We start from the raw sequence: 25,281 nt of genomic DNA, 5'->3' as shown, positions 1-25,281 counted from the left end.
ACGAGCACCCGAAGGGGCGACCGCGGTGGGCGTCAGGTGTTGCTGTAGACCGCCGGTCCGCCGTCGTCGCCGGGAGCCTGGGGACCGCGCCCGGCCCAGGTCCAGGCGTACGCCGGGTCCTCCACCGCCAGGCCACCCTCGCCGAGCTCGAGCGGGGCGAACGTGTCGACCATGACGGCCGACTCCTCGAAGTACTGCACGCCGAGGCTCGCCTCGATCGCGCTGGGCTGCGGGCCGTGGGCGTGCCCGCCCGGGTGCAGACTGATCGAGCCGATGCCGATCCCCGAGCCCTTGCGGGCCTCGTAGTCGCCGCCGACGTAGAACATGACCTCGTCGGAGTCGACGTTGGAGTGGTAGTAGGGCACCGGGATGGCGAGCTCGTGGTAGTCGACCTTGCGGGGCAGGAAGTTGCAGATGACGAAGTTCCAGCCCTCGAAGACCTGGTGCACCGGCGGCGGCTGGTGCACCTTGCCGGTGATCGGCATGTAGTCCTCGATGTTGAACGTGTAGGGATACAGGCAGCCGTCCCAGCCCACCACGTCGAAGGGGTGGGTCGCGTACGTCAGCCGGGTGCCGACGACGCCGGCGCTGGTGCGGTGCTTGACCAGCACCTCCACGTCGGTCCCCTCCACCTGGAGGGTCTCGGTGGGCCCGTGCAGGTCGCGCTCGCAGTAGGGGGCGTGCTCGAGGAACTGCCCGAAGCGGGAGAGGTAGCGCTTGGGCGGATGGATGTGGCTGTTGGCCTCGATCGCGTACAGCCGGGACGGCTCGGCCGGCACCCAACGGTGGTCCGTGGCGCGCGGGACGACGACGTAGTCGCCTGGGCGGTAGCCGATGGCGCCGAAGACGGTCTCGACGGTGCCGGTGCCGTCCTCGACGAAGACGCACTCGTCGCCGATCGCGTTGCGGTACAGCGGCGAGGGGTCGGTGCCGGTGACGACGTAGCCGATGCGCACGTCGTTGTTGCCCAGCACCAGGCGCCGGCCCTCGACCGGGCACGTGCCGGTCGCGAGGTCGTGCAGCTTGAGGTGGCGGGGCTTGAGCGGATGGTTGGGGGTGCGCGACTGGTCGGGCAGCTCCCAGACCCGGCTGTCCGTGATCGCGCTGGGCACGCCGCGGTGGTAGAGCAGGGAGGAGTCCGAGGAGAACCCCTCCTCGCCCATCAGCTCCTCGCGGAACAGGTGGCCGTCGTCGTCGCGCAGCTGCGTGTGGCGCTGCCGGGGCAGCCGGCCGAGTGCTCGGTAGTGGGCCATCCGTGCGCTCCCGTCGTCCGATCATCGGACACTCGCGTCCGCTATCTGGTGGCTAGAGTAGCCCCGTGGTACGCCTCCCTGCACCTGCCGATCCTGCCGAGTGGCCCATCCAGTGGCGTGCGCTCGTCGACGACGCCGCCGTCTTCCCGCCCGGTGACGCCGACCTGCCCGATGCCCTGCGGGCCTGGGACGAGCGCGGCCGGGAGTGGTACGCCGACCTGGTGGGCTCCTTCGTGGTCCCCGACACCGAGCTCGGCTCCGTGCCTGCGCACGTGCCGGTCTCGGTCGTGCTGACCACCGGCGCCGGGGCCGTCGAGGGCGTGGCGTCGCTCGTCGCGCGTCGAGGTCTGCGCCTGGCCGGCCTCGAGGTGGCGGTGCGTGACGCCGGCGACCCGGCGGGCAACGTCCGCCGCATCGACGCCGCCGTGCGGGCGGCCGAGGTCACCGCCCCCGTGTACGTCGAGGTCCCGGGACCGGCCACCGCCACCTGGCTGGCCGCCGCCGACGAGGTCGCCGCGTGCGGCCACCGGCTCAAGCTGCGCCTCGGCAACGTCGACCACGACCTCGTCCCCGACGCCGCCACGGTCGCGACCTGGATCGACGCGGCCCTCGACCGCGAGACCCCCTTCAAGGCCACGGCCGGCCTGCACCGGGCGGTTCGCCACGACCCCGAGGGCGGAGGCGCGCACGGCTTCCTCAACGTGATGGCCGCCACCCAGGCGCTGTGGGACGGCGCCTCCGTCGCCGACGCGACCGACGCCCTCGAGCAGCGCGACGGTGCCGCGTTGGCAGCCGCGGACCTCTCCTCGTCCCGCCGGTGGTTCATCTCGTTCGGGTCGTGCTCGGTGACCGAGCCGCGCGACGACCTGGTCGCCCTCGGCCTCCTCCACCCTCGGGAGCAGTCATGACAGCAGCGTCCTGGGTCGACGGCTCGGCCGGCTCCGGCTTCGGCCTCGACCACCTCCCCTACGGCGTCTTCTCCCGCGCCGGCGAGCCGGCGCGCGTCGGCGTCCGGATCGGGGACCACGTGCTCGACCTCGCCCCGGTCGCCGAGCTCGGCGACCCGGCGTCCGCGCTGGCCGAGGCGTGGCGCGCGCCGAGCCTCAACACGTTCATGGCGATGGGTCCCGAGCACTGGCGCACCGCCCGCCGGTGGATCACCGAGGTGCTCGGCGACGAGGCGCACCGCGAGCGCACGGCACCTCACCTGCACCCGGTGGCCGACGTCGAGCTGCACCTGCCGGTCGAGGTCGGCGACTACGTCGACTTCTACGCCTCCGAGCACCACGCCTCCAACGTCGGGCGCATCTTCCGCCCCGACCAGGAGCCGCTGCTGCCCAACTGGAAGCACCTGCCGGTCGGCTACCACGGCCGCTCGGGCACCGTCGTCGTCTCGGGCACCGACGTCGTACGACCCTGCGGCCAGCGCAAGGCACCCACCGACGACCGGCCCACCTACGGCCCGTCCCAGCGCCTCGACATCGAGGCGGAGCTGGGCTTCGTCGTCGGCGTCGGGTCACCCATGGGCCGGCGCGTCGCCACCGCCGACCTCGCCCGGCACACCTTCGGCGTGGTGGGCCTCAACGACTGGTCGGCTCGCGACATCCAGGCGTGGGAGTACGTCCCGCTCGGGCCGTTCCTGGGCAAGTCGTTCGCGACCACGATCAGCGCCTGGGTCACCCCTCTGGCAGCGCTCGACGCGGCGTGGACCGAGCTGCCGGGCCAGGACGATCCCGAGGTGCTCGACTACCTGCGCGTCGACGGACCGGCCGGCCTCGACATCGAGGTCGAGGTGGTCCTCGACGGCGAGGTCGTCGCGCGCCCGCCCTACCGCACCATGTACTGGTCGCCCGCCCAGATGCTCGCGCACACCACGGTCAACGGGGCCGGCCTCCGCACCGGCGACCTGTGGGGGTCGGGCACCGTGTCGGGACCCGAGCGCCACCAGCGCGGCTCGCTGCTCGAGCTCAGCTGGGGCGGCAAGGAGCCGTTCACCGCGGCCGGGCGCGAGCGCACGTTCCTCGAGGACGGCGACGAGGTCACGCTGCGCTACACCGCGCCGGGCACCGGTGGCGGCCGCATCAGGCTCGGCGACGTCACCGGCCGCATCCTCCCGGCCCCCTGACGGCCGGCCCCCCTTCGGCATCCGTTCACCTGGCTGCGCCAGCGTGCGCCCCATGCGCATCGCCCAGCTCGCCAACTTCGTCGGACCGGCCTCGGGGGGCATGCGCACCGCACTGCGCGCCCTCGGCGCCGGCTACGTGGACGCGGGCTGCCGCCGCCTGCTGGTCGTGCCCGGACCGGAGGACTCCCGCACCTCCACCCCCCTCGGCGACGTCGTCCAGCTCCGCGCGCCGCGGGTGGGCGGCGGCTACCGGCTGATCGTGGAGCCGTGGCGCGTCACCGAGGTCCTGGAGCAGTGGGGGCCCACCTCGATCGAGCTGAGCGACAAGCTGACGCTCATGCCGGTGGCGAGGTGGGCGCGGCGCAGCGGGGTGGGGTCGGTGCTGCTGTCCCACGAGCGGCTCGACGACATGCTCGCCCTGCGCACCGGCCTGGACGCGCCGTCCAAGGTGTCCGTCGGCCTCCTCAACCGCCTGCTCGTGCGCAGCGTGGACACCGTGGTGGTGACCTCCGCCTACGCGCAGCGCGAGTTCCAGCACGTCGCCGACGCCGCGCGCTGCCCCGTCGTACGCGTCCCGCTCGGGGTCGACCTCGAGACCTTCCGCCCGCACCCGCGCGGTCCGGTGGACGGGCTCCGGCTGGTCCACGCCGGCCGGTTGTCGCGCGAGAAGAGCCCGCACCTGGCGGTCGCCACGGCCGTCGAGCTGCACCGGCGCGGCGTACCGGTGCGGCTGGACGTCTACGGCGTCGGTCCGCACCGTGACGAGCTCGTCGAGCTCGCCGCCGACGCGCCGGTCCGGTTCCGCGGCTACGTCGACTCCCCCGCCCGGCTGAGCCGGGCGCTGGCCCACGCCGACGTCGCGCTCAGCGTCTGCCCCGGCGAGACCTTCGGCCTCGCCGTGCTGGAGGCGCTGGCCTCCGGCACCCCGGTGGTGACCGCGGACCGGGGCGGGGCGCGCGAGTTGGTGGACGAGACGGCAGGCGCCTGGGCCAGCCCCGAGCCGGCGGCCCTCGCGGACGCGGTGCTCGAGGTCGCCGCGCGGGCGCCGGCGACCCGCCGGGCGGCTGCGCGGCGCCGCGCCGAGCGCTATCCCTGGTCGGCGACCGTCGAGTCGATGCTCGAGGTCCACTCGACCGTGGCGATGCCGTCGAGCCGCTCGCGGGCGCGCCGGGTGATCAGCAGCAGCACGGCCACGCCGGCCACGACGAGGGACCCGATCACGATCGCCAGGTAGGCGCCGTGCAGTGAGGAGTCCATCGGCGCCACCAGCCCGGAGACCAGCGACACCGCGACGAGCGCCGCCATGGCGCTGCGGCCCAGCCGCTGCACGGCGATGAACGGGACCACCCACAGGAAGTACCAGAGGTGGACCACGGGGCTGAGCGCGACCGTGCCCGCCATCACCAGGGCCACCGCCCAGACGGCGCGTCGCGGGTCGCCCGTGGCGACGCGGAGCAGCGCCCATCCCGCGACGACCACGATGCCGGCCTGGGCCACGAGCCGCACCAGGTCGAGGAAGGTCTCGGGCGGCGTGCCCAGTCCGACGAGCCGGGCGAGGAGGTCCAGCCACCCGCCCACGAGCGTCGGCAGGGACAGCGGGGTGTTGACCGTGCCCGGCACCGACAGCGCGCCGAGCCAGCCGATGCCGAGCCCCCAGACGACACCCGGCACCACGAGTGCAGCGACCGACACCGCGCCCACCCGCACCGCGTGCCGCAGGCGGGCCGCCGCGGCCGCCGCGGGCGGCAGCGTCAGCAGCACGATGCCCACGCACACCAGGCCCCCGGGCAGCTTCACGCCGGCCGCGAGGCCGCCGAGCACCGCACCGGCCGCCCAGCCGTGCTCGCGCGCCACGACCAGGGCAGCGGCCATGAGGCCCACCATCAGCAGGTCGTTGTGGAGCCCGGCGACCCCGTTGGACACCATCAGCGGGGACGCCAGCACCAGGCACGCGGCCAGGGCCGGGTTGGCTCCGCACCAGATCGCCAGCCGCGGCACCGCCCAGGCGAGCAGCACGAGCCCCACCAGGGCGATCACGCGGTGCGCGACCACCAGCAGCCAGGGGTCGGCGGTCAGGCCCGCGGCGAGGTCGCCGCCGATGAGGGGCACGGGGCCGTAGGGGGCGGGGGTGGCCATCCACCGGGGATCGACCCCCTCGACGATCGGCCCGGGGACCGAGCGCGGGCCCACCAGGCTCCAGGGACCGTACTCGTAGGGCGAGATCCCACGGTGCGCCAGCGTGCCCTGGGCGGCGTACGACCAGCCGTCGCGGGAGAACAGCGGCGGGGCGAGCAGCAGCGGCAGCGTCCACGCGACCGTCGCGGCTCGCACCCGGGCCAGCACGGCAACCTGGTCGCGCCGGTCCGCGCGCGCCGCGACGCGGCAGAGGTGGAGCCATGCGGAGGCGAGCATGCCGAGCCCCGCCAGGACGACCACCAGTCCCGTCATCCGCCCGAACGCCGAGCCGCGCAACAGCTGGAGGGTCTCCACCTCGGCCACGGCCGCGCTGGGCGGGATGGTCGCGACGACCAGGCCGCCGAGCAGGACGAGCACGCTGCCGAACACACCCCTGGACACCACGCAGCGGACGGTAGGGGCCGCTTCCGACCGCGACCTGACGCGCGGGTGAACGACCGGCCAACCGCCGTCCCGCGGTGGTCCCCGGCTCGCGGGCGGGTCCTAGGCTCTCCTCGTGCGACTGCTGCTGATGCGACACGGCCAGACCCATGCCAACGTGTCGGGCGAGCTCGACACCGCCCACCCGGGTGCGGACCTCACGGACCTCGGCCGGGCCCAGGCCGCCGCGGCGAGCCGGGCGATCGCCGGGGAGGACCTGGACGCGATCTACGTCTCCAGCCGGGTGCGCACCCACCAGACCGCGGCGCCCACGGCGCGCGAGCGCGGCATCGAGCCCACGCAGCTCGACGGCCTGGAGGAGATCCAGGCCGGCGACTTCGAGATGCGCAGCGACCACGACGCGGTGGCCGGCTACATCGGCACCGTCGCCGCGTGGCTGGAGGGCGACCTGGCCCGTCGGATGCCCGGCGGCGAGACCGGGGAGGAGTTCCTGGCGCGCTTCGACACCGCGGTGCGCACCATCGTCGACGCCGGGCACGACGCGGCGCTGGTCGTCAGCCACGGCGCGGCGCTGCGCACCTGGGTCGCCACGCGGATGGAGCCGCACCCCGACGCCCCACCTGCCACGCAGCCGCTGCACAACACCGCGCTGATCGTCCTGGAGGGCGACCCCGACGGCGGCTGGCGGATGGTGTCGTGGCAGGGGCACCCGGTGGGCGGCACCGCTCCCGGCGCGCCCGACCTCGAGGACCCGAGCGCCGAGGACCCGACCGGCGACCTGGACGCCGACGGCGACGGACGGGTCGGCTAGGGCCCGACCGGGGCTTCCGGACCGACGTGGGCGGCGGCTGCGGCCGGCTACGTGCGGCGGCGCTCGACGACGATCTCGGCGCCGCGGCGTACGGCGTGCGCGACCCGCAGCTTGAGCACCTTGCTGTAGCCGCGCACGAGCTGGGCGTATCCCGGGGCACGCCCGTGGTAGCCGAGGAAGCCGCGCGGCCCCTGGACCATCTCGCCGGTGGTGACGTCGTAGCGGGACTGGTGCCACGGGCAGACCAGGCAGCCGTCGGCGTCGATGCTGCCCTTCGACAGGTCGGCCAGCTGGTGGCGGCAGCGGCGCGACACGGCGAACAGCTCGCCGTCGCGGTTGCCGACCGCCCAGGGCCCGGCGCGGCGTACCTGGCCGGGGGCCAGCTGGTCGCTGGGGACGCTCGGGGTCTTGGTCATGCCTCCAGACTGCCTGCCGACCGAGGGTCTGCACACGCCCCGCGGGGTGGGGGTGCCGCTACACGCCCTCGGTCCCGATGCCCGGATGCACGAACGGCTGCCCCGCGCGCATCTGCTCGACCGCCCCGGGGTGGACCCGGGTGAGGTGGGCGATGCCGCGGCGACGGTAGCGCAGGACCTGGTAGACCCCCAGCGCCCAGAAGACGTACTGCACGGCCATCGCGAGCTTGTAGTCGTCGAGGGTGTACGAGGCCATCCCGCCGGGCGCGGACAGGTCCAGCACGACGCCGATCAGCGCCATGGTGAGCAGCGAGGCGGTGAAGCCGCCGACGTTCACCAGCCCGTTGGCGCGACCGGTCTCGTGGGCCGGGGTGAAGGAGCGGGCCAGGTCGAAGCCGACCATCGCGGCCGGGCCGCCGCTCGCCGTGGCGAAGGCCATCACCACCACCAGCCAGCCCGGCGCCGCGCCGGGCCACAGCAGCACCGCGGTCCAGGGCACGACCATCCCCACCACGATCGCCACCACGATCCACGAGCGGTAGTAGGGCAGTCGGGCCACCAGCCGGGCCAGGACCAGCCCGCTCACCACCGCCCACGCCGTCATCGCCATGAGGAGGGTGCTGGCACCACCCGACGACCAGCCGAGGCCCTGCACCAGGAAGGGGTAACCCCACAGCAGCGCGAACACGGTGCCGGAGAACTGCGAGGTGAAGTGGGACCACATCCCCAGGCGGGTCCCGGGGTTGCCCCAGACGGTGCGGACCGACTGCGCCAGGGCGCGCAGCTTGATCGCCACCACGTCGTCGCGCCGGTAGGGCGAGTCCTTGACCAGCGCCACGACCGCCACCAGCAGCACGAGGCCCAGGCTGGAGGTGAACGCGAAGGCGCGCGTCCAGCCGAGCTCGTGGAGGAGGTACGACAGCGGTCCGGCGGCCGCGATGGCGCCGAGCTGGCCGGTGAGGCCGGTGAGCTGGGTGACCATCGGCGCCTGCCGCACCAGGAACCACACCGTGACGAGGCGGATGACGCTGACGAACACCATGGCGTCGCCGGCACCGACCACCGCGCGCGCCACGACGGCGGCGGCGAAGGACTCGGAGAAGGCGAAGGCGAACTGGCCGAGGGTCATCAGCACGAGCCCCCACAGCAGCATCGCGCGCGAGCCGAACCGGTCGAGCAGCACGCCGACCGGGACCTGCATGCCCGCGTAGACCACGAGCTGGAGCACCGTGAACGTCGCCAGGCTGGTGGCGGTGATGTCGAAGCGGTCGGCGGCGATGATCCCGGCGACGCCGAGGGAGCTGCGGTGGAAGACCGCCAGGACGTAGACCGCGAGCGCCACCAGCCAGATCACCCAGGCTCGCCGCCGGCCGATGTCGTGGACCTGCTCGGCGCTCACTCCGGGCCCGCTCCGCGGCGGCCGTCCCGACCGAGCGCGGTGGTGAGCTCGTCGCGCGACGGCGGGTCCGCTCCGGGGCGCGATACGTTGATCGCCGCACCGATGGCCGCGGTGGTGACCGCCTCGAGGACGTCGCGGTCGCTCAGCGCGCGCAGCGCCCGGGTGCTGCCGGGCCCGTGCACGCCCAGCCCGACGAGGGAGTCGAGGAGGACGCCGCTGAAGGTGTCCCCGGCACCGACCGTGTCGGCGACGCTCACCGGCACCCCGGGCACCTCCAGCCGGGTGCCGTCGGGGCGTACGGCGACCGCGCCGTCGCCGCCGCGGGTGACGACGACCAGGCCGGGCCCGCTCGCGGCCCACCGAGTCGCGGTGGCGACGGGATCGTCGCCGGGGTGGAGCCACGCGAGGTCCTCGTCGCTCACCTTGACGACGTCGGCGAGGCCGACGAGCTCCTCCACCCGGGCGAGAGGGCCGCTGCGGTCCGGAGTGATGGCCGGGCGGGCGTTGGGGTCGAAGGACACCAGCGCCTGACCCCGGTGGCGGCGCACCGCCGCCAGCACCGCCGCGGCGCCCGGCTCGAGCACCGTCGCGATCGACCCGACGTGGAGGACGTCGCAGTGCTCGACCGGCACGTCGGCCAGGTCCCAGGCCAGGTCGAAGTCGTAGGTCGCCGCGCCGGACGCGTCGAGGCTGACGGCGGCGCTGGACGTACGTCCGCTGCCCGGCGCGCCCGCCAGGACCGTCACGCCGCTCGCCTGCAGCCACGAGCGCACCAGCGTCCCGCGAGCGTCGTCGCCGAGCAGGGTCACCAACCGGACGTCGCGCCCGAGGCGGCCGAGCGCGATGGCCACGTTGGCGGGGCTGCCGCCGGGCCGGTCGCGGACCCGCCCGTCGGGGTCCGGGACGACGTCCACGAGCGCCTCCCCGACGACGAGGACTGTCGGTCGCGCGTCCGTCATGGGCTCATCATGCCGCTCGCTCAGCGCCACTCGTAGGAGGCCACCGCCCGGACGAGACCGGCGGCCAGGCTCGGCGCGAGCGGGAGCCGCGGCAGGAGCGTCGCCTGGACCGAGTGGTAGAGGTCGGGCTTGCCCGACCAGACCGACGCCTGCGGGCGGTTGGCCGGGTCGAGCTCGTGGTGCCACGAGCCGCGCTCGACGTCGCGCACGTGCGCGACGACGTAGTCCCACCACTCGGCGTAGCGCTGGGCGTACGCCGGTTCGCCCGTACGCCGGTGCAGCGCGGCGGCCGCGGCGATGGCCTCGGCCACCACCCAGTGCATCCGGTCGCGCACGACCGGCGTCCCGGACCAGTCGGTGGTGTAGACGAAGCCGGGCGCACCGTCGACGTGCCACCCGTCGGCGACGGCGCGGTCGAACAGGCGGCGCGAGGTGTCGAGCAGCCCCGCCGGCGCCTCGTCCCCGAGGGTGGCCTCGACGTGGAGCAGCAGTCGCGCCCACTCCAGGGCGTGGCCGACCGTCGCGCCGAAGGGCTTGAAGGGGTCGTCGGGACGGTCGCGGTTGAGCTCGAGGTCGACCGACCAGTCCGGGCCGAAGTGCTCGGGCAGCCGGCCGTCGTACGCCGCCGCGAGCTCGACCGCCAGCTCCGCCAGGCGCGCCGCCCGCTGGTGCCAGGCCGGGACCCCGGTGACGTCACCCACCGCGAGCATCGCCTCCACGGAGTGCATGGCGGCGTTGAGCCCCCGGTAGGGCACGGGCGCGGTCCACGCGCCGTCCCACTCGTCGACGACGCGGCCCGCCGCCTCGTCCCAGAAGTGCTCCTCGAAGACCGCTGTCGCGTCGGCGAGCAGCTCGTCGCCACCCGGCAGTCCCGCGACCACCGCGGTCGAGCCGGCGAGCATCACGAAGGCATGGTCGTAGCACGACTTGCCGGTGCCGCCGACGGGTGCGCCGCCGGCGTCGACCGCTCCGAACCACCCGCCGTGCGCCTCGTCCCGCAGCCGCGTGCGCAGCCCGGCGATGGCCGCGGCGGCGATCGTGGCGCACCCCTCCACCCCGAGGAGGGCGCCGAGGCCGAAGACGTGGACCGTGCGGCTCGTGATCCAGGTGTGCACCGGACGGTCGAGGTCGGGGTTGCCGTCCTCGTCGAGCCAGGCCGCGCCGCCGGCCGGGTGCCCGACCCGCAGGCCGAAACCCAGGAGACGGCGGCACTCCCCGTCCAGCCACGCGTCGTCGGGACCGGGTCTCACCGTCGTCTGCTCGCTCACCCGCGAAGTCACGCAGACCGGGGCGCCCGGGTCAAGAAACGACCACTCCCGGACCCGCAGCAACGGATCCGGGAGTGAAGCGTGGCAGGTAGAGGATTCGAACCTCTGTAGGCAATGCCGGCTGATTTACAGTCAGCTCCCTTTGGCCGCTCGGGCAACCTGCCGGGCCGTGCGGAACAATAGCAAGGCACGGACATCACCACGAATCGCCGGGGCACCCCTCAGGAGGCCCCCAAGGAGGCACAGAATGGCTGACTCGAGCTTCGACATCGTGAGCAAGCTGGACCGCCAGGAGGTCGACAACGCCCTCAGCCAGGCGGCCCGCGAGATCGCCACCCGGTTCGACTTCAAGGGCACGGGGGCGAGCATCGAGTGGAAGGGCGAGAAGGCCATCGAGATCACCGCGTCGGCCGACGAGCGCGCCAGCGCGGTGCTGGGCGTCTTCCAGGACAAGCTCATCAAGCGCAACCAGAGCCTGAAGATCCTCGACGCCTCCGAGCCGCGTCAGTCCGGGCAGGTGTCCAAGATCGACATCGTGCTCAAGGAGGGGATCACCTCCGAGGACGCCAAGAAGATCTCCAAGCTGATCCGCGACGAGGGCCCCAAGGGCGTCAAGGCGCAGGTGCAGGGCGAGGAGCTGCGCGTCTCGTCGAAGAAGCGCGACGACCTGCAGGCCGTGCAGCAGCTGGTGAAGGCGCAGGACTACGACTTCGCGGTGCAGTTCACCAACTACCGCTGATCTACGCGCCTCTGAGCGTGGAAGCCGCTCGTTCATCGCACAGCAAGAGACACGCCGCTAGCCGGGATCGTGGAGGATCCGGGTCACTAGGTGACTCGGATCCTCCACGATTCCGCCGGGGCCCGAACCCGCCGAGCTCGGGTCAGCGCGGGTGGCGATCATGCGCGCCCCGACTGGTCAGACTACCCATCGGAAGCCGGTCTCCGGCAGGTGTGGCACCGGGCGGACGATGACCTTGGCCTTGTCCTTGTTGTTGGCGCGGACGGTGTCGCCGGCGACACTGACCGTGGCCACGTTGACCAGACCCTTGCGCGTGGCGGCCTTGGTCGTCCTGGCGACGATGTGGACCGCCGGCGCCTTCGCGCCGGACCGGAGCTCGGCCGTGGTGACGCACGTGACGGTGTCGGTGGCCTTGCGCGCCTTGCAGCTCCACCCCGAGCCCTTCGCCGAGACCAGCTCGAGTCCGTTCGGAAGCCGGTCGACCAACGTGATCGGGCCACGCGTGGCGTCAGGCCCCTTGTTGGCGACCTGCAGGCGGTACCGCACCCTGTCGCCCACCGTGGCACGCGGACCACTGACCACGCTCTTGGCCAGCGACAGGTCGAACTGCCTGACCGGGTTGCAGGTCGAGTCCTCGCCGGCCGTGCCCGCGGCGTCGCACTCTCCCAGGGGCGGGAGCGGGGCACCCGGCTCGAGGAGGTGGTTGACGAGCATCCCGTCGCCCTGCTTGCCGGCCTTCTTGACCTCGAGGCCGTACGTCACCGTCACGGTCTGCCCGGCACGCAGGGTGCCGGTGACCGAGAACCGGCTGCCGCCGATCGCCGAGACGCTCAGCGCCGGGTCCGAGGACCTCGGGGCCGTGACGACGACGGCGTCGTCGAGGACGTGGGTGAGGTCGTCGACCTTGTCCACCGCGCCGGGACCGGCGCCGCGGTTGGTGAAGGTGAGCGTGTACGTCAGCTGCTGACCAGCGTCCACCAGGGTGCCGTCCCGGGGGTCCACCGACTTGTGGTCGACGATCTCGGGCACCGGGTTGCTCGTGCAGTCCTCCGCTCCCGACGGACAGCCCGGCGTCGGCGGCGTCGGCTGCCCGGGGTCGAGCAGGTGGTTGCCGAGCAGGTTGTCGCCACGGCCGCCGTCGGCCTTCACCGTCACGACGTACGTCACCGTGACCTCCTGGCCCGCAGCGAGCCGGCCGGTGACCGCGAACCGTCCGTCCGCGACCTCGGACACGGCGAGGGCTGGGTCCGAGGCGACGGGCGCCGTGGTCAGGGTGGCGTCGTCGAGCAGGTGCGTCAGGTCGTCGACCCGGTGCACCGTTCCCGCGGCGGCACCGACGCTGAGGAACGTCAGGGTGTACGTCAGGTGCTGGCCGGCCAGCACGGTCGTGCCCGACGCGGGGTCCACGGTCTTGGTGTCCACGATCTGCGACACGGGGTTGCGGGTGCAGTCCTCCGAGCCGGGCTCACAGGTCGGGGTCGTCGGGTTGGGCGCGTCGCGGTCGAGAAGGAAGTTGGCCAGCACGTGGTCGCCCGCCTGGCCCGGACCGTTGACGCGCACGGTGTAGGACACCGTGACCGTCTGACCGGCCGCGAGCCGACCGGTGATCGCGAAGCGTCCACCGGAGACAGCGCTCACGGCGAGCGCGGTGTCCGAGGCAGCAGGCGCCGTGATGATCCTCGCGTCGTCGAGGACGTGGCTCAGGTCGTCCACCCGGTCCACCGTCCCCGCTGCTGCACCGATGTTGCGGAACGTCAGCGTGTACGTCAGCTCCTGACCCGCCACCACCGTCGTGTGCGAGGCCGGGTCCACCGACTTCGAGTCCACGATCTCCGGCACCGGGTTGCGCGTGCAGTCCTCCGAGCCCGCCTCGCACGTGTCCGGCAGGGGCTGCTGGGGACGCAGGAGGTGGTTCTCGAGCACGTTGTCGCCACGCGCAGCATCACCCAGCACCCGGACCACGTACGTCACCGTCACCGTCTGGCCCGCAGCCAGCTCACCCGTGACGCTGAACCGCCCGCCGCTGATCGGCGACACCGTCAACGCCGGCGCCGACGACCTCGGACCCGTCACCACCGTGGCGTCGTCGAGCACCCGGCTCAAGTCGTCGACCCGGTCCACCGTCCCAGCCGCAGCGCCCGTGTTGCGGAACGTCAACGTGTACGTCAGCTCCTGACCCGCCACCACCGTGGTGTGCGAGGCCGGGTCCACCGACTTCGAGTCCACGATCTCCGGCACCGGGTTGCGCGTGCAGTCCTCCGAGCCCGGCGCGCACGCCGGGGTCGTCGGCGTCGGCGCGTCCGGGTCGAGCAGGAAGTTCGCCAGCACGTCGTCGCCACGAGCACCGTCAGCGCCCACCCGCACGACGTACGTCACCGTCACCGTCTGACCCGCCGCCAGACTCCCGGTGATCGCGAACCTGCCGTCCGCGACCGCCGACACGCTCAGCGCCGCGTCCGAGACCACCGGCTGCGAGATGACCGAGCCGTCGTCCAGCACGTGGCTCAGGTCGTCGACCCGGTCCACCGCCCCCGCTGCTGCACCGATGTTGCGGAACGTCAGCGTGTACGTCAGCTCCTGACCCGCCACCACCGTCGTGTGCGAGGCCGGGTCCACCGACTTCGAGTCCACGATCTCCGGCACCGGGTTGCGCGTGCAGTCCTCCGAGCCCGCCTCGCACGTGTCCGGCAGGGGCTGCTGGGGACGCAGGAGGTGGTTCTCGAGCACGTTGTCGCCACGAGCAGCATCACCCAGCACCCGGACCACGTACGTCACCGTCACCGTCTGGCCCGCAGCCAGCTCACCCGTGACGCTGAACCGCCCGCCGCTGATCGGCGACACCGTCAACGCCGGCGCCGACGACCTCGGACCCGTCACCACCGTGGCGTCGTCGAGCACCCGGCTCAGGTCGTCGACCCGGTCCACCGTCCCAGCCGCAGCGCCCGTGTTGCGGAACGTCAACGTGTACGTCAGCTCCTGACCCGCCACCACCGTGGTGTGCGAGGCCGGGTCCACCGACTTCGAGTCCACGATCTCCGGCACCGGGTTGCGCGTGCAGTCCTCCGAGCCCGGCGCGCACGCCGGGGTCGACGGCGTCGGCGCGTCCGGGTCGAGCAGGAAGTTCGCCAGCACGTCGTCGCCACGAGCACCGTCAGCGCCCACCCGCACGACGTACGTCACCGTCACCGTCTGACCCGCCGCCAGACTCCCGGTGATCGCGAACCTGCCGTCCGCGACCGCCGACACGCTCAGCGCCGCGTCCGAGACCACCGGCTGCGAGATGACCGAGCCGTCGTCCAGCACGTGGCTCAGGTCGTCGACCCGGTCCACCGCCCCCGCTGCTGCACCGATGTTGCGGAACGTCAGCGTGTACGTCAGCTCCTGACCCGCCACCACCGTCGTGTGCGAGGCCGGGTCCACCGACTTCGAGTCCACGATCTCCGGCACCGGGTTGCGCGTGCAGTCCTCCGAGCCCTCGGCGCAGTCAGGGGACAGCGGCGGGTCCTGCGTCCGGTTCAGCAGGAAGTTCGCCAGGACGTTGTCGCCACGGTCGCCGTCGGGACGGACGCGCACGACGTAGGTCACCGTCACCGTCTGCCCCGCACCCAGCTCACCCGTGATGCTGAACCGTCCGCCGGCGACCGGCGTCACGCTGAGCGCGGCGTCCGAGGCGACGGGCTGCGAGGTGACGGCACCGTCGTCGAGAACGTGGGTGAGGTCGTCGACCCGGTCCACCGTCCCGGGCGCTGCGCCGTTGTTGGTGAACGTCAGCGTGTACGTCAGCTCCTGACCGGCCACCACCGTGGTGTGCGAGGCCGGGTCCACCGACTTCGAGTCCACGATCTCCGGCACCGGGTTGCGCGTGCAGTCCTCCGAGCCCGGCGCACACGCCGGGGTCGTGGGCGTCGGCGCGTCCGGGTCGAGCAGGAAGTTCGCCAGCACGTCGTCGCCACGATCGCCGTCGGCGCCCACCGTGACCACGTACGTCACCGTCACCGTCTGACCCGCCGCCAGACTCCCGGTGATCGCGAACCGACCGTCCGCGATCGCCGACACACTGAGCGCCGCGTCCGAGGCGACGGGCTGCGAGGTGACCGAGCCGTCGTCGAGCACGTGGCTCAGGTCGTCGACCCGGTCCACCGTGCCGGCCGCCGCGCCCGTGTTGGTGAACGTCAGCGTGTACGTCAGCTCCTGACCCGCCACCACCGTCGTGTGCGAGGCCGGGTCCACCGACTTCGAGTCCACGATCTCCGGCACCGGGTTGCGCGTGCAGTCCTCCGAGCCGACGGCGCACACCGGCCGGCTGGGCGGCGCGACGTCCGGGTCGAGCAGGTAGTTGGCGAGGACGTCGTCGCCACGGTCGCCGTCGGGACGGACGCGCACGACGTAGGTGACCGTCACGGTCTGGTCCGGCGCGAGCGTCCCGCTGATGGAGAACCTGCCGTCGACGATCCCCGACACCGTCAGCGCCGGGTCCGAGGATGCGGGGGCGCTCACCACGACGCCGTCGTCGAGCAGGTGGGTCAGGTCGTCCTCGCGGTCGATCGCACCGGGCGCGGCGCCGTTGTTGGCGAACGTCAGCGTGTACGTCAGCTCCTGACCCGCCACCACGGTGGTGTGGGAGGCCGGGTCCACCGTCTTGGAGTCCACGAGCTGCGGAACGGGGTGCACCGTGCAGAGGAGCTCGGTCGGCACGCACTCGGCGGGGACAGGGGCGTCGCCCGGCACCAGGTGGTTGACGAGCACGTCGTCGCCACGCTGGCCGTCGGCGAGGACTCGCACCCGGTAGGTCACCGTCACGGTGTCGCCCGCCGGCACCGTGCCGGTCACGGTGAACCGGCCGCCGGCGATCGGCGAGGCCGTGAGCGAGGGGGCCGAGGACGTCGGGCCGTCGATCACGGCCGCGTCGTCCAGCACCCCCGCCAGGTCGTCGGTCCAGTCGACCGCGGCCGCGGCCGCGCCGTCGTTCTCGAAGGACAGGGTGTACGTCACCGCCTCGCCGGCGGCCACCGTGGTGCCGGTCGGGGGCGAGGCCGTCTTGGCGACGGTGAGCTCGGCACCCGGGATCTGGTTGCGGTCACAGGGAGCGCCGGTCGCCGGGTCGACCCCGTTCAGCGGCGGGTTGCACACCGGCGTGGGGTCGGCGGGGTCCGGCGGCCCGAACGCCACGTTGACCAGCCGGTTGTCGCCGGCCGCGTCGTAGACGACCGAGTAGGTCAGCCGCACGGACTCACCGGGCGCGAGGGCACCACTCCAGGTGATGCGCGTGCCGGAGACCACCGGTGCGGCTCCACGGTTGGCGGCCACGGACCCCGCCACGAGGTCGGCGTCGTCGAGCACGTCCGTCAGGTCGTCGACGACGTACGCCGGGGCGTCGGCGGTGTAGGTGCCGGGACCGGGGTTGGTGGCCACCACGGTGTAGGTGACCGGCTGCCCCACCGCCGGGAGCTCGGTGGTGTCCGCACTCTTGTTCACCGTCAGTCGCGGCAGCAGATAGACGTGTGCCGCACAGGCCAGCCCGGTGGCCGGGTCGACGCCGTTCACGCACTGTGCCGGCGGCGCCGGGTCGCACGTCGCGGCGGCGGGGTTGCACGGGGGGACGAACGCCACGTTGCGCACGGTCGAGTCGCCGCCCCGGTGCAGGGTGACGCTGTAGGTCAGTGTCACCGAGGCGCCGGCTGCCAGCGCGCCGCTCCACGAGAGGACCGGCTCGTCGTAGGCCCGGGCGCCCGGCTGGCTGGCGGCCAGGTCGCCGTTGTAGTCGCCGTCGTCGAGTACTCCCGCGAGGCTGTCCATCACCACGGCGGGGTAGGCCGCGGTGAAGGGGACGGCCGCGGTGTTCGTGGCGGTCACGGTGTAGGTGACGGTGTCGCCGACGCGGGTCGCGGTCGTGGCGTCGGAGGTCTTGGTCAGGCGCAGGGTCGGGAGGACGAGGTTGACGGCGTAGTCCTCGACCTCGCCTGCCGTGGTGATCCCGGTCGGCGAACCGGCCGTCGCCGCGGTCGGGCCGATGCGCAGCCGGGCGAACGATGCTCCGGCTCGCGCGTCCGCCGGGACGGTCCAGGTGAGGCTCGTGACGCCGCTGGCAGGACAGCTCACCGGAGCACCGGAGCGCTCGCCGGCGTCGAAGACGCCGTTGCGGTTCCAGTCGATCCAGCCGGACACGAAGCCCGGCCCGGTGCAGCGGACGTTCGGCAGGGTGTAGGGGTTGCCGGGCGTCACCGCTGTCTGCGCCGGCATCACGACGCCATCGTCGCCACCGTCGGAGCTCGCCGTCGCGCTGGGCTGGGGAGCGGGCTCGGCGTCGACCGTGGCGCCGAGCCGGGTCGCGGGCTGGGTGGGCGTGGCGAGTGCGGTGCCGAACAGCGACGAGTTGCCCTGCGGCACCACCCCGCCGGCGAAGGCCGGCGAGTACAGCGAGCCGGCCTGGCCGTACGTCGCCGGCGCGTCTCCGAAGTCGGTGAACAGCATGACGCCGAGGGCGATGGCGGAGACCCCGCCGCCGCGGATGGTGACCGTCGCCGAGCTGGCCCGCTCCATGAAGGCGACGGTGGTCGGGTAGGTGGGACACGCGGCGGTGGGGCCCGTGGCGCGCAGGGTCTGTCCCGTGCGGGTCAGCGTGGCCGTCTGGGTGCAGCCGGGCGACCGGTACCGGTCGATCACGCGCCAGTCGGCGCCCGCCGGGATCGTGGCCTGGATGAACTCGTTGCTCCCGCTGGCCTCGGCGTCCGCCATGACCAGTCCCGCCAGCGGGACGGCAACGCCCCCGAGCGTCACCGAGCAGCTGAGGGTGAACGTGATGGTCGTGCCGTTCGCGCCCGCGAGGCCCGTGACCAGCTGGTTGGCGCCCCCGGTGCCGCCGATGTTGTACATGTCGTCGAGGCCGTCGCCGGTGTAGGACCCGGGGCGGTACGCCCTGAGGGCACCGCCGCTCGGCGCGCCGATCCGGCACGTGGTCACGAGGGCCTGGCCCGCGACGGTGCGGGTGTTGGTGCGGGTGAGCCCGGCGGCCGGGATCGCCTGCCCGGCGGTGCCCCACTCGAACCAGTCGATGGATCCCCGGTAGGCGCCGGTGCCGCCGGTGGCGTACCTCGCCTCGGCGGGCTCCACCCCCGACACCGCCGTCATGGTGGACACCAGCAGCGTGATCAGGCACAGCGCCCGCACCAGGACCTGCGTCCGGCCTCCGCGTGTGCGGGCGGACGTGGCCTGCTGCCTTCGACCGATGGGCATCCCGGGCATCTCCTCAAGCGGAAGCCCGCGGACCGCCGGGGACGCGCGGGGACCCCTGGGACGCGAGCACCGCGAGGCTCACACGGGGAGAGGGTGGCACAGCGCAGGTGCGAATACAGACGTTCGAGTAAAAAGCCGGACACCGGCGGGCCACAGCCGGGAAACACCCGGACCGGGAGCGGTCGACCGCTCCCGGTCCGGGCGTGCGCGCCGTACACGCGGGCGCCGAGGGATCAGCGCAGGCCGCTGCTCACGGCCGTGATCAGCTCACCGTTCGCAGTGTCTCCGGACAGCTCCCAGAAGAACGCGCCGGCCAGGCCCTGCTGCTTGGCGTAGGCCATCTTGGTGCCGATCGTCGCCGGGGTGTCGTAGCTCCACCACTGGTCGCCGCACTTGGCGTACGCCGTACCGCCGACCGTGCCCGTCGCTGGACACCGCTGCTTGAGCACCTTGTAGTCCTCGATGCCCTGCTCGTAGGTGCCGGGCGCGGGACCGGTCGCCGATCCGCCCGGCGCGTCCTGGGTGACGCCCGCCCAGCCGCGACCGTAGAAGCCGAGGCCGAGGAGCAACTTGGACGACGGCACGCCCAGCGCCTTGAGCTTGGCGATCGCGGTGCTGGAGTCGAAGCCCTGGGTCGGGATGCCGGGGTAGGACGTCAGCGGCGAGTGCGGAGCCGTGGGGCCCTGCGCGGCGAACGCGCCGAAGTAGTCGTAGGTCATCGGCATGTACCAGTCGACGTACTGCGCCGCCTGGCCGTAGCCACCGGCCTCGATCTTGCCGCCGCTGGTGCCGTCGGCGGTGATCGCGGCGGTGACCAAGTCGGTGCCGAACGCGCCGCGCAGCGCCTGCATGAGCCGCGGGAAGGCCTGCGTCCCGCTGGCGTCGCAGCTCAGCCCGCACGCATTGGGGTACTCCCAGTCGATGTCGATGCCGTCGAAGACGTCGGCCCAGCGCGGGTCCTCGACGAGCGCACGGCACGAGGAGGCGAAGGCCTGCGGGTTCTGGGCCGCCTGGGTGAAGCCGCCGGACCAGGTCCAGCCGCCGAAGGACCACAGGACCTTGAGGTGGGGGTACTTGGCCTTGAGCTTGCGCAGCTGGTTGAAGTTGCCGCGCAGGCTCTGGTCCCAGGTGTCGGCGACGCCGTCGACGCTCTGCGCGGCGGTGTAGGCGCGGTCGTGGTCGGCGTAGGAGTCGCCGATCGTGCAGCGGCCGTTCTGGACGTTGCCGAAGGCGTAGAGGATGTGGGTCAGCTTGCCCGCCGACCCGGAGGTGTCGAGGTCCTTGACGTGGAAGTTGCGGCCGTACGTGCCCCAGTTGGTGAAGTAGCCGATGACCTTCTTGCCGCCCGGGGCCGGCGGGTTCGTCGTCGGCGGCGGGTCCGTGGGGGGCGGGTCCGTGGGACCGGTGCCGCAGGCGCCGAGGTCGGCCCACACGCCCCACTCACCGGTGGTGCCCGGCGTCTCGTTCTGCGTCCACCACTTGGCCCGCCACGTGTGGCCGGCGTGGGTGACCTGGGCGCCGCTGGTGTAGACGGCGCTCGCGCTCCAAGCGGGGGCGGTGCAGGCCGCGAGGGCGGACGAGCCGGCCGGGGCGAGCGTGGAGGCCGGCGCGGCGAGCGCGAACGGCAGCAGTGCGGCGGTGACGACGAGCGCGGCCAGCAGGCCGACGATGCGTCGCCACCCCGGACGTGGGATGTGCGTGGACAGCATGGATCCTCCCGAGTGGATGGGGCGCGGACGGCGCCCGTTGCCACGAACGTAGGGAGCGGCGACACCCGGCGGCAAGGGGTTCGTAAGCCGGACTAACAAATCGCGTCCGTTTTTACGTCAAGCGGACTAACAAACCTGCTGGTCACCGGCAGAATGTGACCGGCGTCACGTATCGTCGTAGCCAGTGAGAGGCGTCTCACATCCTGGGACCCGTGCGGATGGCGGACGCCACGTCCACGGGTCAGGAAGCGGCTGGGGACCGCCCAGGCGGCCGGTAAAGTCGAACCTTGTGGTAGCCCCCGACAAGCAGGTCAAGCAGCTCGACCGCGTCATCATCCGGTTCGCCGGCGACTCCGGCGACGGCATGCAGCTCACCGGTGACCGGTTCACGCAGGAGACCGCCGCCTTCGGCAACGACCTGGTCACCCTGCCCAACTTCCCTGCCGAGATCCGCGCTCCCCAGGGGACCCTGCCCGGCGTCTCGTCCTTCCAGGTGCACTTCGCCGACCACGACATCCTCACTGCAGGCGACGCGCCCGACGTGCTCGTCGCGATGAACCCGGCGGCCCTCCGCGCCAACCTCGGCGACCTCGCCAAGGGCGCCACCGTCATCGTGGACACTCACGACTTCACCGCGCGCAACCTGACCAAGGCCGGCTACTCCGAGAACCCCCTCGAGGACGACTCGCTGGCCGAGTACGCCGTCCACACCGTCGACCTCACCGGCATGACGATCGAGGCGGTCAAGGAGTTCGGCCTCTCGCGCAAGGACGCCTCGCGCGCCAAGAACATGTTCGCGCTCGGCCTGCTGTCGTGGATGTACGGCCGCCCGACCGAGACGACCGACGCGTTCCTCGCGCGCCGCTTCGCCAAGGTCCCCGACATCCGTGACGCGAACATCGCGGCGTTCAAGGCCGGCTGGAACTTCGGCGAGACGACCGAGGCCTTCGTGGTGCGCTACGAGGTCAAGCCGGCCCGGCTGGCGCCCGGCACCTACCGCAACATCACCGGCAACCTGGCGCTGGCGTACGGGCTCGTCGCCGGTGGCGTGCAGTCGGGGCTGCCGCTCTTCCTCGGCACGTACCCGATCACGCCGGCCTCCGACATCCTCCACGAGCTGTCGAAGCACAAGAGCTTCGGCGTGACCACCTTCCAGGCCGAGGACGAGATCGCCGGCGTCGGCGCCGCCATCGGTGCCTCCTTCGCCGGCCAGCTCGGTGTGACCACCACGTCGGGCCCGGGCGTCGCTCTGAAGTCCGAGGCGATCGGTCTCGCCGTGATGACCGAGCTGCCGCTCGTCGTCGTCGACGTCCAGCGCGGCGGCCCGTCCACCGGTCTGCCGACCAAGACGGAGCAGGCGGACCTGATGCAGGCGATGTTCGGCCGCAACGGCGAGGCCCCGCTGCCGATCGTGGCCCCCCGCTCCCCCGGCGACTGCTTCGACGCCGCGGTGGAGGCGGTCCGCATCGCGATCACCTACCGCACCCCGGTGATGCTGCTGTCCGACGGCTACCTGGCCAACGGCTCCGAGCCGTGGCGGATCCCCGCCATCGACGAGCTGCCCACGATCGACCCCGACTTCGCCACGACGACCAACCACGGCGAGGGCGACGACGCCGAGTTCTGGCCCTACGTCCGCGACGAGGCGACCCTGGCCCGCCCGTGGGCGATCCCGGGCACCCCTGGTCTCGAGCACCGCATCGGCGGCCTCGAGAAGGGCGACGGGCACGGCAACATCTCCTACGACCCGGCCAACCACGACTTCATGGTCCGCACCCGCCAGGCCAAGGTCGACCGGGTCGCCGACTCGCTGCCCCCGCTCGAGGTCGACGACCCCAGCGGCGAGGCCAAGGTGCTCGTCCTCGGCTGGGGATCGACGTACGGCCCCATCGGCGCCGGCGTACGGCGCGTGCGCAAGGCCGGCTACTCCGTCGCCCAGGCGCACCTGCGCCACCTCAACCCGTTCCCCCGCGACCTGGGCGACGTGCTGCGTCGCTACGACCGCGTCCTCGTGCCCGAGATGAACCTCGGCCAGCTCTCGCTGCTGCTGCGCGCGAGGTACCTCGTCGACGTGGTCGGCTACAACGAGGTCCGTGGCCTCCCCCTCAAGGCAGCCGTCCTCGCCGACGTCATCGGCGGGCTGGTGGCCGAGGCCGAGGGCATCGACGTGGACATCACCCCCAAGGAGACGATCGATGACTGAGCTCGGCATCCCCGCCTTCCGGTCCGGCACCGAGGCGGTCCCGACCAGCGACCTGCCGCTGACCGGCAAGGACTTCACCTCCGACCAGGAGGTGCGCTGGTGCCCGGGCTGCGGCGACTACGCGGTGCTCAAGGCCGTCCAGTCGTTCCTGCCCGACCTGGGCCTGCGCCGCGAGAACATCGTGTTCGTCTCCGGCATCGGCTGCTCGTCGCGGTTCCCGTACTACCTCGACACCTACGGCATGCACTCGATCCACGGCCGTGCGCCGACGATCGCGACCGGCATCGCCACCGCGCGCGAGGACCTGTCGGTGTGGGTCGTCACCGGCGACGGCGACGCACTGTCGATCGGCGGCAACCACCTGATCCATGCGCTGCGCCGCAACGTCAACATGACGATCCTGCTGTTCAACAACCGGATCTACGGCCTGACCAAGGGTCAGTACTCCCCCACCTCGGAGACCGGCAAGGTCACCAAGTCGACGCCGATGGGGTCGGTGGACCACCCCTTCAACCCGGTGTCGCTGGCACTCGGCGCCGAGGCGACGTTCGTGGCTCGCACGATCGACTCCGACCGCAAGCACCTCACCTCGGTGCTGGCCGCGGCGGCCGCGCACCGCGGCACGTCGCTGGTGGAGATCTACCAGAACTGCCCGATCTTCAACGACGGGGCGTTCGACGCCATCAAGTCGCCCGACACCAAGGCCGACGCCATCATCCCGCTCGTGCACGGCGAGCCGGTCGTCTTCGGTGTCGAGGGCTCCAAGGCGCTGGTGCGCGACGACCAGACCGGCGGGGTCAAGGTCGTCGCGACGGCCGACGTCGCGGCGTCGGACATCGTGGTCCACGACGCGCACAACCCGGACCCGACGATGGCCTTCGCGATCTCGCGGCTCACCGACTCGGGCTACCTCAACACCTCGCCGATCGGCATCTTCCGGCAGGTGGAACGAGCGACGTACGACGACGCCGCCCGCGACCAGGTCGTGACCGCCCAGGGCGGTCCCCGCAACGACGACACCGCCGACCGCGCCGACCGGTTGGCGGCGCTGATCGGCGGTGGCGACACCTGGACGATCCTCTGATCCCCCGGCTCTGATCCTCCGGTGGGGTCAGGGACCGTCCAGGAGAGGGCTCAGCGGAAGTAGAGCGTCCAGACCTTGCCCTTGGTGTTGCCGTAGCCGTTGGAGTGGTCGACCTTGGAGCGCCACTTCCAGCGGCCCCGCTCCGGGGCGAAGATGCGGGTCTTGAAGACGCCGCGGTCGTTGGTCTTGATCTTCTTGACGGTCTTCCACTTGCAGGAGCCGCACGCCTTCTTGAGGATCTTCACCTTCTGGTTGGCGTAGGGCAGCAGGGTGCCGTCGGCCTGGGGCTCGCTCACCGTGCCCTTGAGCTTGAACGCGTTGTAGGAGACCTGCTGGTCCCCCGGCGGGATCTCCTCGATGACGCGCTTGGGCAGGCTGCCGGCGGTCGCGCTCACGCTGAACGCGCCTGCGACGAGCAGTGCGGCCACGAAGGCCGCGAGGACAGCGCGGAAGGTCCGCATGGTGTTTTCCCCCTCGAGAAACGGTGTTTCGGGTGAGCCGTCCGGGTCGGACCGGGACCCGTCCATCGTAGGCGAACGGCCACGCCTAGACTCCCGGAGTGCCAGAAAGCCGCCGCGGCCTGATCTTCGGCGCCCTGGCCTACACGATGTGGGGCACGTTCCCGCTCTACTGGACGCTGCTGGAGCCGGGCGGCGCGGTCGAGATCCTGGCGCACCGCATCGCGTGGTCGCTCCTCACGATGCTGCTGGTCCTCGTGGTCTGGCGTCGGGTCGGGCACCTGCGGAGACTGCTCGACGATCGCCGCAAGGTGCTCATCATCAGTGGGGCGGCGGTGGTGATCACCGTGAACTGGGGCGCCTACATCTGGGGCGTGAACAACGGACGCGTGGTCGAGACGTCGCTCGGCTACTTCATCAACCCCCTCGTCACGGTGCTCATGGGGGTGCTCGTCCTCGGTGAGCGCCTGCGCCGGCTGCAGTGGGTGGCCATGGCCATCGCGCTCGTGGCGGTCGTCGTGCTGGCCGTCGACTACGGCCGGCCGCCCTGGGTGGCGCTCGTCCTCGCGTTCTCGTTCGGGACGTACGGCCTGGCGAAGAAGCAGGCCGACGTCGGGGCGGTGGAGAGCATCACCTTGGAGACGCTCGTGCTGGCGCCGCTCGCCGTGGCGTACGTCGCGTGGCTGATGGCGACGGGGCAGTCGAGCTTCGGCTCACACGGACTCGGCCACGCCGCGCTCTTCACGACCACCGGCGTCATCACCGCCGTGCCGCTGATGCTGTTCGGAGCGGCCGCGATCCGGGTGTCGATGGTGTCCCTCGGCCTGCTGCAGTACCTGGCGCCGACGATCCAGTTCGTGCTCGGCATCGCGGTGTTCCGCGAGGCGATGCCACCCAGCCGGTGGGTCGGCTTCGCGCTCGTGTGGCTGGCGCTGGTGATCTTCACCGTCGAGGCCGTCAACCACCGGCGCCGGCAGCTGCGGCTGGTGGCACAGGCCAGCGCCTGCTGACCGGCCACCGCCGCCTCGGACGCCGCCGTCGCGGTCG

16 protein-coding genes, 1 tRNA gene and 1 pseudogene are annotated in these 25,281 nt (G+C 72.6%); 8 read left to right on the top strand and 10 right to left on the bottom strand.

The window, feature by feature from the left end; all coding sequences use genetic code 11:
* Positions 1-32: 32 nt before the first annotated feature.
* Complete coding sequence (locus J3P41_RS09345; RefSeq protein ID WP_210650042.1) at positions 33-1,253, bottom strand: homogentisate 1,2-dioxygenase; 1,221 nt, start codon at positions 1,251-1,253, stop codon at positions 33-35.
* A 65-nt stretch (positions 1,254-1,318) separates the two neighbouring features.
* Between J3P41_RS09345 and J3P41_RS09340 the strand changes: the two genes are divergently transcribed.
* The 3 genes from J3P41_RS09340 to J3P41_RS09330 are packed head-to-tail and all read left to right on the top strand — an operon-like array spanning position 1,319 to position 4,612.
* Positions 1,319-2,161: a hypothetical protein gene (locus J3P41_RS09340; RefSeq protein WP_210650041.1), complete on the top strand. Its 843-nt coding sequence runs from the start codon at positions 1,319-1,321 to the stop codon at positions 2,159-2,161.
* Entirely contained in the window at positions 2,158-3,378 is a 1,221-nt protein-coding gene (fahA, locus tag J3P41_RS09335; RefSeq protein WP_210650040.1) for a fumarylacetoacetase, read from the top strand. Before J3P41_RS09340 ends, fahA begins: the two co-directional genes overlap by 4 nt.
* A gap of 52 nt (positions 3,379-3,430) precedes the next feature.
* Positions 3,431-4,612: a glycosyltransferase gene (locus J3P41_RS09330; RefSeq protein ID WP_210650039.1), complete on the top strand. Its 1,182-nt coding sequence runs from the start codon at positions 3,431-3,433 to the stop codon at positions 4,610-4,612.
* Here J3P41_RS09330 and mptB read toward each other — a convergent pair.
* A pseudogene (gene mptB / locus J3P41_RS18665) lies at positions 4,609-5,931 on the bottom strand (polyprenol phosphomannose-dependent alpha 1,6 mannosyltransferase MptB); the annotation flags it as partial. The gene J3P41_RS09330 and the pseudogene mptB overlap by 4 nt on opposite strands.
* 139 nt (positions 5,932-6,070) lie before the next feature.
* Here mptB and J3P41_RS09325 point away from each other — a divergent pair.
* Complete coding sequence (locus J3P41_RS09325) at positions 6,071-6,766, top strand: histidine phosphatase family protein (RefSeq protein ID WP_210650038.1); 696 nt, start codon at positions 6,071-6,073, stop codon at positions 6,764-6,766.
* 47 nt (positions 6,767-6,813) lie between these two features.
* On the opposite strand, the gene J3P41_RS09320 is transcribed toward J3P41_RS09325, so the two are convergent.
* The 5 genes from J3P41_RS09320 to J3P41_RS09300 form a co-directional block, all read right to left on the bottom strand.
* Complete coding sequence (locus tag J3P41_RS09320) at positions 6,814-7,182, bottom strand: Rieske (2Fe-2S) protein (RefSeq protein ID WP_210650037.1); 369 nt, start codon at positions 7,180-7,182, stop codon at positions 6,814-6,816.
* 58 nt (positions 7,183-7,240) lie between these two features.
* Complete coding sequence (locus J3P41_RS09315; protein ID WP_307861913.1) at positions 7,241-8,581, bottom strand: MFS transporter; 1,341 nt, start codon at positions 8,579-8,581, stop codon at positions 7,241-7,243.
* The gene (locus J3P41_RS09310; protein ID WP_210650036.1) at positions 8,578-9,540 is read right to left on the bottom strand and encodes a carbohydrate kinase; all 963 of its coding nucleotides are present in this window, start codon (positions 9,538-9,540) and stop codon (positions 8,578-8,580) included. Before J3P41_RS09310 ends, J3P41_RS09315 begins: the two co-directional genes overlap by 4 nt.
* A 20-nt stretch (positions 9,541-9,560) precedes the next feature.
* Positions 9,561-10,808, bottom strand: a complete 1,248-nt coding sequence (locus J3P41_RS09305; protein ID WP_210650035.1) for an AGE family epimerase/isomerase — start codon at positions 10,806-10,808, stop codon at positions 9,561-9,563.
* Between the two features lie 82 nt (positions 10,809-10,890).
* Positions 10,891-10,972, bottom strand: a tRNA-Tyr gene (locus tag J3P41_RS09300).
* 83 nt (positions 10,973-11,055) lie between these two features.
* Here J3P41_RS09300 and J3P41_RS09295 point away from each other — a divergent pair.
* Positions 11,056-11,547, top strand: a complete 492-nt coding sequence (locus tag J3P41_RS09295) for a YajQ family cyclic di-GMP-binding protein (RefSeq protein ID WP_210650034.1) — start codon at positions 11,056-11,058, stop codon at positions 11,545-11,547.
* Positions 11,548-11,724: 177 nt separating this feature from the next.
* Here the strand turns inward: J3P41_RS09295 and J3P41_RS09290 are convergent, their stop codons facing one another.
* Both J3P41_RS09290 and J3P41_RS09285 read right to left on the bottom strand, forming a co-directional pair.
* Positions 11,725-18,780 carry a CshA/CshB family fibrillar adhesin-related protein gene (locus tag J3P41_RS09290; RefSeq protein WP_210650033.1) on the bottom strand — a complete coding sequence of 2,352 codons (7,056 nt, stop codon included), beginning with the start codon at positions 18,778-18,780 and terminating at the stop codon, positions 11,725-11,727.
* A gap of 233 nt (positions 18,781-19,013) precedes the next feature.
* Positions 19,014-20,489 (bottom strand): glycosyl hydrolase family 18 protein, encoded by a 1,476-nt coding sequence (locus tag J3P41_RS09285; RefSeq protein WP_246861924.1) that lies wholly within the window; start codon positions 20,487-20,489, stop codon positions 19,014-19,016.
* Positions 20,490-20,778: 289 nt separating this feature from the next.
* Here J3P41_RS09285 and J3P41_RS09280 point away from each other — a divergent pair, with 289 nt between their 5' ends.
* Both J3P41_RS09280 and J3P41_RS09275 read left to right on the top strand, forming a co-directional pair.
* Entirely contained in the window at positions 20,779-22,692 is a 1,914-nt protein-coding gene (locus J3P41_RS09280; RefSeq protein WP_210650032.1) for a 2-oxoacid:acceptor oxidoreductase subunit alpha, read from the top strand.
* Positions 22,685-23,776, top strand: a complete 1,092-nt coding sequence (locus J3P41_RS09275) for a 2-oxoacid:ferredoxin oxidoreductase subunit beta (RefSeq protein WP_210650031.1) — start codon at positions 22,685-22,687, stop codon at positions 23,774-23,776. Before J3P41_RS09280 ends, J3P41_RS09275 begins: the two co-directional genes overlap by 8 nt.
* A gap of 50 nt (positions 23,777-23,826) precedes the next feature.
* On the opposite strand, the gene J3P41_RS09270 is transcribed toward J3P41_RS09275, so the two are convergent.
* Entirely contained in the window at positions 23,827-24,237 is a 411-nt protein-coding gene (locus J3P41_RS09270; protein ID WP_210650030.1) for a hypothetical protein, read from the bottom strand.
* 98 nt (positions 24,238-24,335) lie between these two features.
* On the opposite strand from J3P41_RS09270, the gene rarD reads away from it, so the two are divergent.
* Positions 24,336-25,244, top strand: a complete 909-nt coding sequence (gene rarD, locus J3P41_RS09265) for an EamA family transporter RarD (protein WP_210650029.1) — start codon at positions 24,336-24,338, stop codon at positions 25,242-25,244.
* Positions 25,245-25,281: the final 37 nt, after the last annotated feature.

The sequence above is a fragment of the Nocardioides sp. SYSU D00065 genome, from assembly GCF_017916425.1.
Classification (GTDB): Bacteria; Actinomycetota; Actinomycetes; order Propionibacteriales; family Nocardioidaceae; genus Nocardioides.
Note: the sequence above shows the minus strand (reverse complement) of the source record. Positions and strands in the feature narration are given on the sequence as shown.

Coding starts and splice junctions, on each gene's coding strand:
- J3P41_RS09345 (WP_210650042.1), bottom strand. CDS start 1,253: ATGGCCCACTACCGAGCACTCGGCCGGCTGCCCCGGCAGCGCCACACG.
- fahA (WP_210650040.1), top strand. CDS start 2,158: ATGACAGCAGCGTCCTGGGTCGACGGCTCGGCCGGCTCCGGCTTCGGC.
- J3P41_RS09330 (WP_210650039.1), top strand. CDS start 3,431: ATGCGCATCGCCCAGCTCGCCAACTTCGTCGGACCGGCCTCGGGGGGC.
- J3P41_RS09320 (WP_210650037.1), bottom strand. CDS start 7,182: ATGACCAAGACCCCGAGCGTCCCCAGCGACCAGCTGGCCCCCGGCCAG.
- J3P41_RS09310 (WP_210650036.1), bottom strand. CDS start 9,540: ATGACGGACGCGCGACCGACAGTCCTCGTCGTCGGGGAGGCGCTCGTG.
- J3P41_RS09295 (WP_210650034.1), top strand. CDS start 11,056: ATGGCTGACTCGAGCTTCGACATCGTGAGCAAGCTGGACCGCCAGGAG.
- J3P41_RS09290 (WP_210650033.1), bottom strand. CDS start 18,780: ATGCCCATCGGTCGAAGGCAGCAGGCCACGTCCGCCCGCACACGCGGA.
- J3P41_RS09285 (WP_246861924.1), bottom strand. CDS start 20,489: ATGCTGTCCACGCACATCCCACGTCCGGGGTGGCGACGCATCGTCGGC.
- J3P41_RS09275 (WP_210650031.1), top strand. CDS start 22,685: ATGACTGAGCTCGGCATCCCCGCCTTCCGGTCCGGCACCGAGGCGGTC.
- J3P41_RS09270 (WP_210650030.1), bottom strand. CDS start 24,237: ATGCGGACCTTCCGCGCTGTCCTCGCGGCCTTCGTGGCCGCACTGCTC.